General features: G+C 69.4%; 11 protein-coding genes. 1 reads left to right on the top strand and 10 read right to left on the bottom strand.

Features of this window, described 5'->3' with window-relative positions; genetic code table 11:
• Nucleotides 1-80: 80 nt before the first annotated feature.
• The 10 genes from ACSMXV_RS15990 to ACSMXV_RS15945 all read right to left on the bottom strand — a co-directional run bounded on the left by ACSMXV_RS15990 (nt 81) and on the right by ACSMXV_RS15945 (nt 12,168).
• The gene (locus tag ACSMXV_RS15990) at nt 81-1,064 is read right to left on the bottom strand and encodes a glutamate ABC transporter substrate-binding protein (protein WP_473178268.1); all 984 of its coding nucleotides are present in this window, start codon (nt 1,062-1,064) and stop codon (nt 81-83) included.
• 14 nt (nt 1,065-1,078) lie between these two features.
• A complete protein-coding gene (locus ACSMXV_RS15985) occupies nt 1,079-2,491 on the bottom strand; it encodes a hypothetical protein (protein ID WP_473178961.1) in 1,413 nt (470 codons plus the stop codon).
• Nucleotides 2,492-2,976: 485 nt separating this feature from the next.
• Entirely contained in the window at nt 2,977-3,975 is a 999-nt protein-coding gene (locus tag ACSMXV_RS15980; protein WP_473178267.1) for an N-acetylglucosamine kinase, read from the bottom strand.
• Nucleotides 3,972-5,237 (bottom strand): 6-phospho-beta-glucosidase, encoded by a 1,266-nt coding sequence (locus ACSMXV_RS15975; RefSeq protein ID WP_473178266.1) that lies wholly within the window; start codon nt 5,235-5,237, stop codon nt 3,972-3,974. Before ACSMXV_RS15975 ends, ACSMXV_RS15980 begins: the two co-directional genes overlap by 4 nt.
• On the bottom strand, nt 5,234-6,151 hold the full coding sequence (locus ACSMXV_RS15970; protein ID WP_473178265.1) for a carbohydrate ABC transporter permease: 918 nt from the start codon (nt 6,149-6,151) through the stop codon (nt 5,234-5,236). The genes ACSMXV_RS15975 and ACSMXV_RS15970 overlap by 4 nt, the downstream gene beginning before the upstream one ends.
• Before the next feature lie 6 nt (nt 6,152-6,157).
• Nucleotides 6,158-7,117, bottom strand: a complete 960-nt coding sequence (locus ACSMXV_RS15965; RefSeq protein WP_473178264.1) for a carbohydrate ABC transporter permease — start codon at nt 7,115-7,117, stop codon at nt 6,158-6,160.
• 12 nt (nt 7,118-7,129) lie between these two features.
• Nucleotides 7,130-8,461, bottom strand: coding sequence for an ABC transporter substrate-binding protein (locus ACSMXV_RS15960; RefSeq protein ID WP_473178263.1), 1,332 nt, complete (start codon nt 8,459-8,461; stop codon nt 7,130-7,132).
• 303 nt (nt 8,462-8,764) lie between these two features.
• Nucleotides 8,765-9,994 (bottom strand): ROK family transcriptional regulator, encoded by a 1,230-nt coding sequence (locus ACSMXV_RS15955; protein WP_473178262.1) that lies wholly within the window; start codon nt 9,992-9,994, stop codon nt 8,765-8,767.
• A 262-nt stretch (nt 9,995-10,256) separates the two neighbouring features.
• Nucleotides 10,257-10,877, bottom strand: coding sequence for a Uma2 family endonuclease (locus tag ACSMXV_RS15950; protein ID WP_473178261.1), 621 nt, complete (start codon nt 10,875-10,877; stop codon nt 10,257-10,259).
• Between the two features lie 226 nt (nt 10,878-11,103).
• Nucleotides 11,104-12,168, bottom strand: a complete 1,065-nt coding sequence (locus tag ACSMXV_RS15945; RefSeq protein WP_473178260.1) for a mechanosensitive ion channel family protein — start codon at nt 12,166-12,168, stop codon at nt 11,104-11,106.
• 459 nt (nt 12,169-12,627) lie between these two features.
• Here ACSMXV_RS15945 and ACSMXV_RS15940 point away from each other — a divergent pair, with 459 nt between their 5' ends.
• On the top strand, nt 12,628-13,164 hold the full coding sequence (locus ACSMXV_RS15940) for an HNH endonuclease (protein ID WP_067273458.1): 537 nt from the start codon (nt 12,628-12,630) through the stop codon (nt 13,162-13,164).
• Nucleotides 13,165-13,247 lie beyond the last annotated feature (83 nt).

Raw genomic sequence — 13,247 nt, 5'->3', positions numbered from 1 at the left:
TCTCTGCTTCCGTCGTCGTCGCCCTCGCGTTCGGGGGCTGATCAACTCTCCAGTGGTACCAGGGCCGTTGCCCTCGCGCCTCAGTCGCTGTACTCCGGGGCGGGAGGTTCCGCCGTGTCGGCCATGCCCGGCACGTCGGCCAGCCAGTCCTCGTACGAGGCCTGCCAGCCGCCCTTGCGGTAGTCCACCAGTACCTGGTTGACGCGCCGGACCAGGTCCTCCGCCTCCTTCTTCATCGCCACGCCGTAGTACTCCTCGGTGAACGGCTCGCCCATGAGCATGACCGTCGGGTCCTGCGCGGCCTGGCTTGCGGCCAGGGCACCGTCGGTCACGACCGCGTCGACCTCACCGAGCTGGAGCCTTACCAGGCAGTCGAGTTGGTTCGGCACCTTGGTCGAGGTATCGGCACCGAACGAGTTCTCCTCAAGCTTGTCCTCCGCGGTGGAGCTCTTTGCCGAACAGACCTTCTTGTCCTTGAGTGTCTTGTTGTAGCCGGAGATATCGGAGTTCTTGGGGGCGAGCACCTGCTGGCCCGTCTTGAAATAGGCCGTGGAGAAGGCGACTTCGTCGAGACGCTCGCAGGTGATCGTCATGGTGCGCACCACCATGTCGACATCGCCGTTCTTGATGGCGGGGATGCGCTGGTTGGTGGGGATGGCGCGGAACCGGATGTCGGGTTCGGGGCCGAGGATCTCCTCGGCGATCGCGTTCACCAGGTCGATGTCGAAGCCCTCCAGCTTGCTCTCCGACTTGTTCGGGTCGCGGTAGCCCCAGCGGTAGCTGTTCTGGTCGACGCCGACGGTCAGATAGCCGCGCTTCTTGATGTCCTCGACGTAGGGTCCGTCCTTGGGCGACGGCCGCAGGCTGGCCTCGGGGTTGCAGTCGTCGGCCTTCACCTGGGAGCCCTCGGCCACGCCCTGTCCGCCCTGGCCCGTGCTGCCGTCCCCACGCGCCTGGGTCAGCGGCAGCAGCAGTGCGAAGACGGCCGTCAGGGCGCAGGCCACCGCCATCGCGGCCACGCCGCCCCAGCCCCGCAGGCTGCTCCGCAGGCGTCCCCTCAGCATCCTGGCGCCCCCATTCACCGGTACTCCGAAAGCCTGCGTCCGATGCCGAGCACGGCAGCCGCCGCGCCCAGGACGGCGAGCACCGCGGCGCCCACGGGAAGGCCGGTCATGGCATTCCGCCCGTCCTGCGCCGCCAGCTTGAACTCCTGCTGCTCGTGCTCGAGCGCGTTCTCCAGCGCGTCGTCGACATTCTCGAAGGACTCGTCCGTCGGGTCTTGGTCCTTGGCCCCGATCACCTTCTTCAGCGCGCCCTCGTAGTTGCCGGAGTCGTCCTCGCCACGCGCCTTCTTATGCCGGTTCTTCCAGTCCTTCACGTTCTCGATCGCCTCGGTCACGGGCTCCCTGCCCGCCGCGTCGTCGGCCAGCGAGGCCGCCGTACCCAGCAGACCCGTGCTGCCCTCGGCGCCGCCGAGCTGCTCCATCTGGCTCTGGTAATCGAGGTCGAACTTGTCCATGGGCACATCGCCCACCTCGCGGGTCTCCGCGCCCCGGCTGACCAGCGTCATATTCTCGTTGCCCCGCGCCTTGAGGGAGGCGATGCGGGCGTCGTTCAGCACGTTCAGGGAGCGGACGCCGTGGTCGTACGAATCGTCGAGTCCGGCCCTGGCCACCGTGTGGCCGACGAGGAGCCAGAGCAGGACCACCGCGGAGGCGGTCGTCGCGGCGACCAGGCCATGGTTGAACACCCGGTTCGTGCGGTGGTAGTTGCGTCGCTGGGCCCAGGCGAGCGCGGCGAGCGCGAGCACGCCGATGCCTATCGCCGCCCAGGGATAGGGAGTCGCGTCGTCGTAGTCCGCGCGGAGTCGCTCGTTTTCCTCTTTGTAGAGCTGTTCGGCGGCGTCCAGCATCGTCTGCATCTTGTCGTTCGCGTACCGCAGATAGGCGCCGCCCAGCGGCAGGCCCTGGCGGTTGTTGGCGCGAGCCCGCTCGATGAGGCCCGTGTACTCCGGGAGGAGCTTGTTCAGTTTGGCGATGGCGGCCGCCGATGCCGGGTCGGATCCGGAGTTCGCGGACGCCGTGGCCAGCTTCTCGGAGGCGGTCCTGATGTCTCTCTCGTACCGGTCGATGACCTCGGCCGGTTCCTGGCCGCCCGCCAGAAAGCCGCTGGACGCCGCGGTGTTGGCGTCGGCGAGGGAGCGGTAGATGTCGGCCGCGTCCCTGCTCAGGGGCTGGCTGCGGTTCAGCACGTCGTCGGCAGCGGCCGAGCGCTCGGACATCTCCCACGTGGCGACCGCGCCGAACGCCACGACCAGCAGGGCCAGTACGGCACCGATGATCCGCAGACGGCCGGGCTCGGTCGTCGCCGCCGTGCGCAGCCGGTCGACGCCCTCCGACCACGCGGTGCGCCGGGCGGGCACGGCGGCGAGCGGCCCCGTCGGGCCGGCCGGCGCCGGTGAGGCCCCCGGCTGCGGCGGGATGGCCGGCATGGTGGGCAAGGCCGGACCCGGCGGCGCCGCCCCTCCGTTCGGCGGGTATGTCACTTGACCTCCCCCATGGTCATTCGTCGGTCACTGCCGCCCGGTGCGCAGGGCACGCGGGAAGAAGTGCACGGCGGCAAGTATTGCCGCCGGGACTGACATCCGCACAGGCATTGACTGGATCTTGTTCGGATTGCAGCGCAGCGGAGCCTCCCCGCACCGCCCCCTCTCCCTTGAAACACGTGAGCGAGACGTCTTCGGTTCCCGGCCGCGCCCGCCCCGGCACCGGGACAGCCGCCGCGGTACCGGGCGCCGCATGGGGGTTCCCACCGCTGCAGTTGATGCGGGGGCAGCAACGGGGGAATCCTGAGCCGCGAAACGAGGGGTGGTCACGCCTGCGCGCGCATCACCCTACGGAGGAGGTGCGAGCGATTCGCGTTCCCTTTTCGGGTGGTGAGCCCGAAGCCCCGGCGGAGGCGCCCTCGACGCGCCTGTCAGCCCCCGTTCTCGAAATGCGCCCGCACGCGCGCGTGCACCTCCTCCGGTGCGCCCACATGGTCCAGGCCCAGCAACGCCGCGCCCAGCACCGGCCGTACGGCGACGACCTGGGGCACCGCTTTCGGTGCGCGTTCGGCCAGCAGCTCGCGGATGCGGCCGTCCAGCTGGCGATGCCGGGCCGCCAGGACGCTGCCCCCGAGCAGCACCGGTGTCTCCTCGTCCAGCAGGTCGAGCCGTTCGAGAGCGACCGTCGCCCAGGTCACGACCTCGTCCGCGAGGCGGTCGACGATCGAGCGCGCCATGGGGTCGCCGTCCGCCGCGGTGGCGAACAGCACGGGGGTGAGCTCGTGCGTCCGCGGTACGGCGATGTGCTTGAGGTGCAGCGCCTCGATCAGCGCGTACATCGAGTCGAGCCCGAAGTGGCCGGGCAGGGTGCGGGCCAGCGCGGTTGGGCCGCCCCGTCCGTCCTCGGCGCGTGCCGCATGCCACAGCGCCTCCTCGGCCAGCCCCCAGCCCCCGCCCCAGTCCCCGGAGATACGGCCGATCGCGGGGAAGCGCGCCACGCGCCCGTCGGGCCGCATGCCCACGCAGTTGATGCCCGCGCCGCAGACGACCGCGACGCCGCGCGGCTCGGCGATGCCGGCCCGCAGGACCGCGAAGGTGTCGTTGCGCACCTCGACGCTCCCGCCCCAGCCGCGCCGTCCCAGCGCGGCCGCCAACTGCTCCTCCTCCACCGGCAGATCGGCGTTGGCCAGGCAGGCCGAGACATGCCCGACCCGGTCGGTCCCGGCCTGCGCGAACGCCTGGCCGACCGCGTCGGCGAGGACGTCCACGGCCGTCTCGACGCCGACCTTCGGTGGCCGGAACCCGCCGCCGCGGGCCGCTCCGACGACTCTGCCGTCGGCGGCGACCACAGCGACGTCGGTCTTGCTGTTTCCCGCGTCGATGGCGAGAACGGACCCGGCGGTCCCGACGCCGGACTCCGGTGCGGTCATGCCCACGCGAGGTGCTCCCGGTTGTGCGCGACCAGCTGGTCGGTGAGGGCCTCGGCGTACTCGTACTGGCCGACCAGGGGGTGGGCGAGCAGGGCCCTGACCACACGGTCGCGCCCGCCGTGCAGCGCGGCCTGGAGCGCCAGGTCCTCGTATGCCGTCACGTTCGCGATCAGACCGGCGTACAGCGGGTCGAGCCGGGGCACCGCGAGGGGTGTGGCGCCCTTGGACCCCACGGCGGCCTGCACCTCGATCACCGCGTCGTCGGGGATGAACGGCAGCGTCCCGTTGTTGTACGTGTTCACCACCTGGTACGGGCTGCCTCCTCCGCCGAGCAGCGAAGCGGCCAGGTCGACGGCCGCCTCCGAGTAGAAGGCGCCCCCGCGCTTGGCGAGCAGCTCCGGCTTCTCGTCGAGTGCCGGGTCGCCGTACATCTCCAGCAGCTGCTTCTCCATGGCGGCCACTTCGGCCGCCCGCGACGGCTTCGTACGGAGCTCTCGTACGACCTCGTCGTGCGCGTAGAAGTAGCGCAGGTAGTACGAGGGGACGACGCCGAGGCGGTCGATGATCTGCCGCGGCAGGCGCAGGTCCGCCGCGATGGCGCCGCCGTGCTCGGCGAGCAGCCACGGCAGGACGTTCTCGCCCTCGGGGCCCCCGAGCCGCACACCGGTTTCCCAGGTGAGGTGGTTGAGGCCCACATGGTCCAGATGCACATTGCCGGGAGCGACGTTCAGCATCCTGGCGAACTTCCGCTGGAAACCGATCGCCACATTGCACAGACCGACCGCCTTGTGACCGGCCTGGAGGAGTGCCCGCGTCACGATCCCCACCGGGTTGGTGAAGTCGATGATCCAGGCGTCCGGGTTGGCGCGCCGCACGCGTTCGGCGATGTCCAGGACCACGGGGACCGTGCGCAGCGCCTTGGCGAGACCGCCCGCGCCCGTCGTCTCCTGGCCGACGCAGCCGCACTCCAGCGGCCATGTCTCGTCCTGCTCTCGGGCGGCCTGTCCGCCGACGCGTAGCTGGAGCAGCACCGCGTCGGCGCCGTCGACACCCGCGTCCAGGTCGGACGTGGTGACGATGGCCCCGTCGTGCCCCTGCTTGGCGAAGATCCTGCGGGCCAGCCCGCCGACCAGCTCGAGGCGGTCGGCGGCCGGGTCGACGAGCACGAGCTCCTCGATGGGCAGGGTGTCCCGCAACCGGGCGAAACCGTCGATCAGTTCCGGTGTGTACGTCGATCCGCCGCCGACTACTGCCAGCTTCACCCTTTGACTCCTGTCAGTGTCACGCCTTCGATGAACGCCTTCTGGGCGAAGAAGAAGACGGCGATGACCGGTGCCATGACGAGCAGCGTCGCGGCCATCGTGAGGTTCCAGTTGGTGTGGTGGTTGTCCTTGAACGACTCGAGGCCGTAACTGAGCGTCCAGGCGGCGGGATTGTCGCTGGCGTAGATCTGCGGGCCGAAGTAGTCGTTCCAGCAGTAGAAGAACTGGAAGAGGGCGACGGCGGCGAGGCCTGGCTTGGCCAGCGGCACCACGACGCGCAGCAGGGTGCGCAGTTCGCCGCAGCCGTCGACCTTGGCCGCGTCGAGGTACTCGTCGGGGATGGTCAGCAGGAACTGGCGCAGCAGGAAGATGCTGAAGGCGTCGCCGAACGCCATCGGGATGATCAGCGGCCACAGCGTGCCGGTCAGATGCATCTGCTTGGCCCAGAACAGATACATCGGAACGATGATGACCTGTGGCGGCAGCATCATCGCGGAGATGACCAGCATCATCGCGATCCGGCGGCCCCGGAAGCGGAACTTGGCCAGGGCGTAGGCCACCGGGAGGCTGGACACCACGGTGAGGAGCGTGCCCAGGCCCGCGTACAGCAGGGTGTTGCGCCACCAGGTGAGGAAGCCGGGGGCGCTCCAGACCTGTGCGTAGTTGTCCCAGTTCCAGGACCTCGGCCACAGGGCGCTGGTCAGTGCCTGCCGGTCGTCCATCACCGAGGTGAGGAGGATGAAGACGAACGGCATCACGAAGAACAGCGCGGCGGCGATGCCGAGGGAGTGCACGGCGATCCAGTGCAGCAGCGCCTTGCGGCGGGCGGTACGGGCCGCGGATCCGCGGCCGGCCGCGTCGGCCGGGCCGCGCGTGGTGGACACGGAGGGCGGTGCGGTGACGGTGTTGGTCATGGGGGATCAGTCCTCCACCGTGATCAGGCCGCCGCGGCGGCGCATCAGCAGCGCGGTGAACGCCATGGACAGGGCGAAGAGGACGAGCGCGACGACACAGGCCGAGCCGGTGTCGAAGCGCTGGAAGCCCAGGTTGTAGACGAGCTGGGGGAGGGTCAGCGTCGACTTGCCCGGATAGCCGGGCTCGTAGATCTGGCCGGCGCCGGCGCCGATGACGCCACTGGCCGTCTTACCGGCGATGAGCGGCTGCGTGTAGTACTGCATGGTCTGGATGACCCCGGTGACCACGGCGAACATCACGATGGGGGAGATGTTCGGCAGCGTGACGTAGCGGAACCGCTTCCAGGGCCCCGCGCCGTCGAGTTCCGCGGCCTCGTACTGCTCCTTGGGTACGTCCAGGAGTGCCGCCATGAAGATGACCATGAGGTCGCCGATGCCCCACAGGGCGAGCAGGGTCAGCGCCGGCTTGGACCAGGACGGGTCGTTGAACCAGCCGGGCTGCGGCAGGCCGAGGTCGCCGAGCACCTGGTTGACCGGTCCTGTACCGGGGTTGAGCAGAAAGGCGAAGGCCAGGGTCGCCGCCACGGGCGGGGCGAGGTAGGGGAGGTAGAAGGCCGTACGGAACAGACCCGCACCCGTCTTGATCTTGGTGATGAGCAGTCCGATGCCCAGGCCGAAGGCCACCCGGCACGCCACCATGATCACGACGAGCCACAGGGTGTTGCGCATCGCGGCCCAGAAGAAGGGGTACTGCGTGAAGACGTACGTCCAGTTGGTGAGGCCGTTCCAGGTGGGCGGCCGGAAGCCGTCGTACTTCATCAGCGAGAAGTAGACGGTGGAGACGAGCGGATAGACGAAGAAGACGCTGAAGCCGATGAGCCACGGGGAGAGGAACGCCAGCGTACGCATCCCCTCCCGGCGGCGCTTCGAGCGAAGCGCCGCCGAGTGGCCGTGAAGGATCGTCATGGGGCTACGTGCCTACTTCGCCTGGGCGATGTCGGTGTCGATCTGCTCGGCCGTCTTCTCCAGCCCGGCGTCCAGGTCCTTCTCCTTGCCCGACTCGTAGTCGTAGGCGAAGTTCTGCAGGGTGTCCTGGTAGGCGCTGCCGTTGATCGCGGCGGGTGTGGTGTTGCTGTTCGGGTTCTCGGCGATCTTCACGAAGGCCTGCATCGTCTGGTCGTCCTCGAGCTTGGGGGACTTCAGCGCCTCGAAGGTCGAGGGGATGTTGTTGATGGCGTTGGCGAAGGAGACGACCGCGTCGGTGTCGGTGGTCATGTACTTCACCAGTTCCCAGGCCGCGTTCTGCTTGCTGCTGGTGCTGGCGAGCCCGATCACCGTGCCGGTGAGGAAGCCCTTGCCGTAGGTGTCCGCCTGGTCGTCCGGCACGGGGAACGGCGCGACGCCCCACTCGAAGTCCACGCCCGCGTCCTCCATCATGCCGCCGCGCCACTCGCCGTCGATGTTCATGGCGATCTGGCCGGTGTGCAGCGGGTTCTGCGCTGACCACTCGTCACCGAAGGTGGAGCGGTACTTCTCCAGCTTCTTGTAGCCGCCGAGCGCCTTCACCATGTCCGACTGCCAGGTCAGCAGCTCCTTGAATGCGGGGTCCTTGGCGACGTTCGACTTGCCGGAGGCGTCGAAGTACGTGGGGCTCCACTGCGCCGCCAGGTGCGGCACGGTGACCTCGTAGCCGTGGAAGTTCGGCATCCAGCCGAGCTGGGAATAGCTGTCGCCCTTGGTCTTGGTCAGCTTGATCGCGTCGGCCTTGAACTCGGACAGGGTCTTGGGCGGGGACGTGATGCCGGCCTTCTCGAACGCCGTCTTGTTGTAGTAGAGGCCGTACGCGTCGCCGAGCAGGGGCAGTGCGCAACGCGTCCCCTCGAACTGGGTGTAGTCCAGCATGGGCTTGGGGAACGTCTTGGCGGTGTCGATCTTCGACTTCTCCAGGAAGGGGTCGAGATCGGCGAAGACACCGGACGAACAGAACTTGCCGACGTTGCTGGTCTCGGGGGATGCCACCACATCGGGGGCGTTGGCCCCGCCGGCGCGCAGCGCCTGGTTCACCTTGTCGGCGTCGACGTTGCCGACGACCTTGACCTTGATGTTGGGGTGCGCCTTCTCGAAGGCCGCGACGTTCGCCTCGATCGCCTTGACCTCGTTGGGGGCGCTCCAGGGGTGCCAGAAGGTGATGGTGGACGGCTTGCCGGCGTCGTCGGTCGCGCCGGAGGTGCTGGAACCGGTACACGCGGTGGCGGTCAGGGCCAGCGCGGTGAACGCACCGGCGAGGCAGACACGGGAGATTCTGGGCATGGGGAACTCCTTGGGAGCAGGGGCCGGATCGGGGAGGGGAAGGTGTGTCTGGGCGTGCGGGGTGTAGGGGCCGTACGGGTGTAGGAGAGGGAGCGTATCGGGATGTAGTGGTGCATACCGGGCCGTGCGAGGGTGCGCTGATACACGGACGGGCGGGCGATCAGGTGAGTTGATTACGTGAACAGGCGTGCGCGCGGCGGTGGTTGTCCGGGGGAAAGGGCGTTCGAGGGGAGGGTGCGCGTGCCCCGGGTCACGGGGCGTCTGAGGGTGCCGGGGTGAGGGGGACTGGGCCGTGCCCGCGGATCAGGGGGTGCGATCCGTGGTGTCGAAGACCTCGTCACGGGTGGCCCCGAGGGCGGACTGCAGGGCTCCGCACAGCACGGGATGGTCCGGCATCGTGCTGAGCCGGATGGCGGGTCTGGGTACGGCCAGTTCCGCCAGCTCGGACTGGATCAGGGAGCGCAGCTGCTCCCCTCCGGCGGTGATCACGGCGCCGGCCAGAACGATCAGTTCGGGGTCGACCACCGCGACGATCGCGGCGAGTCCGGTCGCCAGCCGGGTGGCGTACTCGGCAAGCACGGCTTCCCCTGCTTCGGGGGTACGTGCCGCTGCCGCGACCACCGCCGCGGCCTTCTGCGTGAGGCTTCCGCCGGGCGGAGGAGTCAGACCGTGGTCGCGGGCCAGCCGCAGGATGGCCCGGCGGCCCGCCAGCTCCTCGAAACCGCCCGCGTTGCTGCGGGCGACGTTGCGAACCAGCGGCGCCCCGGTCAGCGGGAGGAAGGCGACTTCGCCCGCGCCTCCGGTGGCGCCCCGGTGCAGCCGGCCGCCGATCACCACCGCCGCGCCGAAGCCCCTCTCCCCCCAGAGCAGGGTGAAGTTCTCGCAGCCACGCGCCTCGCCGATGCGCTGCTCGGCCACGGCGGCGAGGTTGACGTCGTTCTCCACCTCGAAGGGGATGGGGCCGAGCGCGGCGGCCAGCTCCTCGAGCAGCCGGGGGGAGTGCCAGCCGGGCAGGGGCTTTGCGTAGCGCAGTTTGCCGGTGGCGGGGTCGAAGGCGCCGGGTGTGCCGATCACCAGCCGGTGAACGTCGGAGCGGTGTAGGCCGGCCTCCTTGACGACCCCGTCCAGGGCCTCCAGCACCCGCTCGACGGCTCCCTGGGCGCTGCGGCCGGGTGTCGGCAGTTCGTAGGTGCCGACGGTGCGGCCGGTGATGTCGGCGACCGCGGCCCGGATGCCCGTGGGTGTGACATCGAGCCCGGCGACCCGGGCGGCGGCGGGATTCACCGCGTACAGCTGTGCGCTGGGCCCCGGCAGTCCCTCGCTGGTTCCGGTGGCGATCACCAGTCCTGCGGCCTCGAGACGGGCCAGCAGCTGGGAGGCGGTCGGCTTCGACAGACCGGTCAGCTTGCCGATCCTCGTCCGCGACAGCGGCCCGTGCTCCAGCAGGAGATCGAGCGCGGCCCGGTCGTTCATGGCGCGCAGGACGCGGGGAGTGCCCGGCGTACCGGTGGATACGGATCCGGTCCCTGCCATACGTGTCGCCACCTGCCTTTCGGCTGCCAGCTTCGCAGTGGTCGTGGCCGGAAGTCCATGCATGGATCTCCAGACCGGAGCACTGTTAGGAAAGTTTCCTATCGGTTGGCGATGAAGGTAGGACGGGGACGGATCGGGCGTCAAGGCGTCAAAAGAAAACCGCCCCGCAGGAAACGGAGTCGTTACCTGCGGGGCGGTGTGGCGGCGGTGTAGGGCGCTTGGGCGCTTTGGGTCGATGCGGCGGCAGCGGCCGAAACGAGCCTCAGTCCGCCAGGAAAGGGGCTGTGTCCAGGGTCGGGTACGGGGCGGGCAGCGTCAGGGGGTGTCCCAGGTCGACCTCGACCTTGGTGGCGTAGTGAGCCTCGGTCGAGTCGTCGGCCGGTGAGATCGGGTCGGAGTAGCAGTAGGCCTTGCGGTCGCGGCGGTGGACGAGGACGTAGACGGGAACGCCGGCGGCCGCGTAGGTGCGGAGCTTGGGGCCCGTGTCCGTCTCGTGGTTGGTGGAGGTGACCTCGCCGACCAGACTGATCATGTCGATGGGGTACCAGCCCTTGTGGGCCTTGCGGTACGACTCGTCGAGTTCGGTCGGCCTGCGGCGGCGGACATAGAAGTCCGGGATGAGCAGGGCCATGGTGCGGCCGTCCTTGTGGGCGGCCCGGTAGCCGTTGCCCATGCCCACGAGGCGGATTCCGGCTGCGCGAAACTGGAAGCTCAGTTCGAAGGCGCCGTCGTTGTGGTTGTCGTTCGGCTGCGGCGGCACGATGACCGTCCCCTCGACGTACTCGGGTCGAATCGGGATCGGCGACGCCTCTTCGAACGCAATCAGCAGATCGATGGGGTCCACCTGCGTCATGACCGGCTCCATGAGGGGTTCGGCGCTCATCGCTGGGTCTCCTTGTCACGCTGGTGCCAGGCTACGCCCCGGCTGGGTGCCCCAGCGGGAGCTTGGACCGCCCGGTCGGCATACGACGCGGAAAGTCGCACGACGTCACTCGAACGAGCGTGCTGAACCGTTCCGGCAGGTCATGGCCCCACAACGCCGGGAGGCGGCACCCGGGACACCCGGATACCGCCTCCTTGTAGAGCGCCTGCGTGCCGCGCCGGCCCCACTACTTCGTCGGCGCGATCGGCGAGGCCGCCACCGACTGCGGCGACGTCGTCGACGCGTACGCCGATGGGGCCGCCATGCCCGCCGTCGGGTCGGCCGTCGCGCCCTCGCCCTCGGGCTCGGCCGGGAGGCCGCCGACGATACGGATGCCCGCCTCGTCGAACGCCCGCTTGATCCGCCAGCGCAGTTCGCGCTCGACGAGCAGGGCCTTGCCCGGCATGGTTTTCGCGGAGACCCGGACGACCATCGAGTCGAGCATGACGCTGTCGAGGCCGAGGACCTCCACGGGGCCCCAGAGCCGCTCGTTCCAGGGCTCGTCCTTGGCCATGTCCTGGCCGACCTCGGCCAGGACCGTCTTGACCCGGTCCAGGTCCTCGGTCGGGCGGACCGTCACGTCGATGCCCGCCGTGGCCCAGCCCTGCGAGAGGTTGCCGATGCGCTTGACCTCGCCGTTGCGGACGTACCAGATCTCGCCGTTCTCGCCGCGCAGCTTCGTCACCCGCAGGCCCACCTCGATGACCTCGCCGGAGGCCACGCCCGCGTCGATGGTGTCCCCGACGCCGTACTGGTCCTCGAGGATCATGAAGACACCGGAGAGGAAGTCCGTGACCAGGTTGCGCGCGCCGAAACCGATCGCGACACCCGCGACACCGGCCGACGCCAGCAGCGGCGCCAGATTGATCTCGAAGATGCCGAGGATCATCAGCGCGGCCGTACCCATGATCAGGAAGGACGCGACCGAGCGCAGCACCGAGCCGATGGCCTGGGAGCGCTGGCGGCGCCGCTCCACATTGACCAGCAGTCCGCCCAGCGCGGTGCCGTCCACGGCCCCCACGGTGCGGTTCATGCGCTCGATCAGCTTGGTGATCGCACGCCGGATCACCACTCTCAGCACCGCAGCGATCACGAGGATCAGCAGGACGCGAAGGCCGATGCTGAGCCAGGTCGACCAGTTCTGCTCGACCCAGCTCGCGGCGTTGGTCGCTTTTTCCTGAGCGTCCTCGAGTGTGACCTTCTTCGGATCCGACGACGAGGATCCGGCGGCCGGCAGGACGGACAAGAACACGGCAGGTACCTCCAGGCGTAGCGGCCTGCCCGGGCCGTCCGGAGACAGCGGTCGCAGGGCGTTCTGGGACGACGGTCGCACGGTGCGCACCGCTCGGGCAGACACACCACACTAACGGGGCATCGTGTGTGGATCGTTGTGATGTTCGAGGGAGAGACTGTGCTCACCAGGGGATGAAGGAGGTGTGGCGACCGTGCGCCCCTGGCGGTGTGGCCGACTGCACACGGCCGCCCGCCCGGAAGGAGTGTGGCCGACCGCACACTTCCGCGGGACCGTCCCCGGAATCGCTGGCCGAACCACAGGCCGACGGGTTCGAGCGGCACCTGGAGCAGGGGGTGCGGGGAAAACTCCCTCATCCCGTTACCCGGACATGGTGGCGCTTCGACCAGGCATGAGGTCAGACTGACAACAGATCGTCCCGGCGCGAGCCACGCGCCGCCGGCGTACAAGGAGGCATCCGTGCCGCACGTCCTGGTCCTCAACGCGTCGTACGAGCCACTCGGCGTCGTACCGCTCCGCCGCGCGCTCGTCCTCGTCCTCGAGAACAAGGCCATCTGCCTCGAGGAGTCCGGCGCCTTCATGCACAGCGCGACCGTCACTGTCCCCGCACCCAGCGTGGTCCGGCTCAAGCGGTTCGTCCGGGTCCCCTACAGGGGGCCCGTTCCTCTGACCCGGCGGGCGCTCTTCGCCCGCGACGGCGGCCGGTGCATGTACTGCGGTGGCGTCGCAACCAGCGTCGACCACGTCATCCCGCGCAGCCGTGGAGGCAAGCACGTCTGGGACAACGTGGTGGCGTCCTGCCGCCGCTGCAACCACGTCAAGGCCGACCGGCACCTGCGGGAGCTCGGCTGGCGGCTGCGACACCAGCCCGCCCCGCCCACGGGACTCGCGTGGCGCATCATCGGGACCGGCCATAGGGACCCGCGCTGGCTGCCGTACTTGCAGCCGTACGGCGCGGAGGACGCGATGGCCCGGATCGACGGCATCTCTGCCTGACGGATCCGGGCCTTTGTCGTCCCTTCCGGCTTCCGTGTGAGGTACGGGCGCCGTGGCGGTCATGTCCGCCACGGCGTGCGCCT

The organism is Streptomyces sp. DSM 42067 (assembly GCF_055792885.1).
This window is presented reverse-complemented; position numbering and strand designations above follow the sequence as displayed.

Excerpts from the sequence above, each read along its gene's own strand:
- ACSMXV_RS15955 (WP_473178262.1), bottom strand. The coding sequence starts at position 9,994 with ATGGCAGGGACCGGATCCGTATCCACCGGTACGCCGGGCACTCCCCGC.
- ACSMXV_RS15950 (WP_473178261.1), bottom strand. The coding sequence starts at position 10,877 with ATGAGCGCCGAACCCCTCATGGAGCCGGTCATGACGCAGGTGGACCCC.
- ACSMXV_RS15970 (WP_473178265.1), bottom strand. The coding sequence starts at position 6,151 with ATGACCAACACCGTCACCGCACCGCCCTCCGTGTCCACCACGCGCGGC.
- ACSMXV_RS15960 (WP_473178263.1), bottom strand. The coding sequence starts at position 8,461 with ATGCCCAGAATCTCCCGTGTCTGCCTCGCCGGTGCGTTCACCGCGCTG.
- ACSMXV_RS15990 (WP_473178268.1), bottom strand. The coding sequence starts at position 1,064 with ATGCTGAGGGGACGCCTGCGGAGCAGCCTGCGGGGCTGGGGCGGCGTG.
- ACSMXV_RS15980 (WP_473178267.1), bottom strand. The coding sequence starts at position 3,975 with ATGACCGCACCGGAGTCCGGCGTCGGGACCGCCGGGTCCGTTCTCGCC.
- ACSMXV_RS15965 (WP_473178264.1), bottom strand. The coding sequence starts at position 7,117 with ATGACGATCCTTCACGGCCACTCGGCGGCGCTTCGCTCGAAGCGCCGC.
- ACSMXV_RS15985 (WP_473178961.1), bottom strand. The coding sequence starts at position 2,491 with ATGCCGGCCATCCCGCCGCAGCCGGGGGCCTCACCGGCGCCGGCCGGC.